Origin of the sequence: Achromobacter sp. GbtcB20 (assembly GCF_019091095.1) — a bacterium.
Classification (GTDB): Bacteria; Pseudomonadota; Gammaproteobacteria; order Burkholderiales; family Burkholderiaceae_B; genus Achromobacter; species Achromobacter mucicolens.
In genome coordinates this window covers 1-707 of sequence record NZ_JAGXJZ010000110.1, presented here as the reverse complement: position 1 = coordinate 707, position 707 = coordinate 1, and the positions used below count along the sequence as shown (strand labels likewise).

Annotated in this window: 1 protein-coding gene; it reads left to right on the top strand. The window is 66.8% G+C overall.

Going from position 1 to position 707, the window contains the following annotated elements:
• Positions 1-614 (top strand): response regulator (locus KVT32_RS28035; protein ID WP_217619190.1); only part of this gene is annotated, 614 nt, incomplete at its 5' end.
• Positions 615-707: the final 93 nt, after the last annotated feature.

The following is a 707-nucleotide window of genomic DNA, read 5'->3' as shown; positions in this document are numbered from 1 at the left end:
ACCCGACGGACGGCCTGCGCGTCGCGGCAGCACTGGATCCGGCGGAATTGGCCGTGCGGGCGCAGCGCCAGGGAGGCACGTTCCACAGTACGGCCGCACCCTCGGGCGGACGCTGCTACTCCGTCGATTTTCCCGTGCGCGCCATGGAGCCAGCACCGCTGCGCGCGGATGTCAGCGTGCCAAATCTGAGCGGCGCGCAAATCATGCTGGTGGACGATCAGGCCGAGGCGCGCGAGATGGTGGCAGAAATCCTGAAGGACAACGGCGCCAACGTGACGACGTATGCGGATGGTGAAACTGCCATGGCCGCGTTCGAGTCCATGCCCGCGGCAACGTGGCCGCAGGTGCTCATCTGCGATCTTTCGCTGGGCGACGTGGACGGCTACGAGGTCGTGGCGCGGGTGCGAGCGATGGAAGCGGACCGTGGGGCGGCTCTCTCGCACCGCCTGCCTGCCATCGCGCTGTCGGGCCACGTCAGCCAGGAGTACCGCCTGCGCACGTTGCTGGCGGGCTTTCAGGTGCATCTGTCCAAACCCGTCGATCCGCACGAATTGCTGGCCACGGTGGGCGCCTTGCTGCCGGCGGCGCGGGCTCAGCAACGGCGCGAGCCCTGATGGCTCGAGTAACCCGGCACTTCTTACGCGTGCTTGTAAGAAGTGCCGGATAAATGCGGTTCTTCCATTCGACGCGCGTGAAAGCGTATCGGC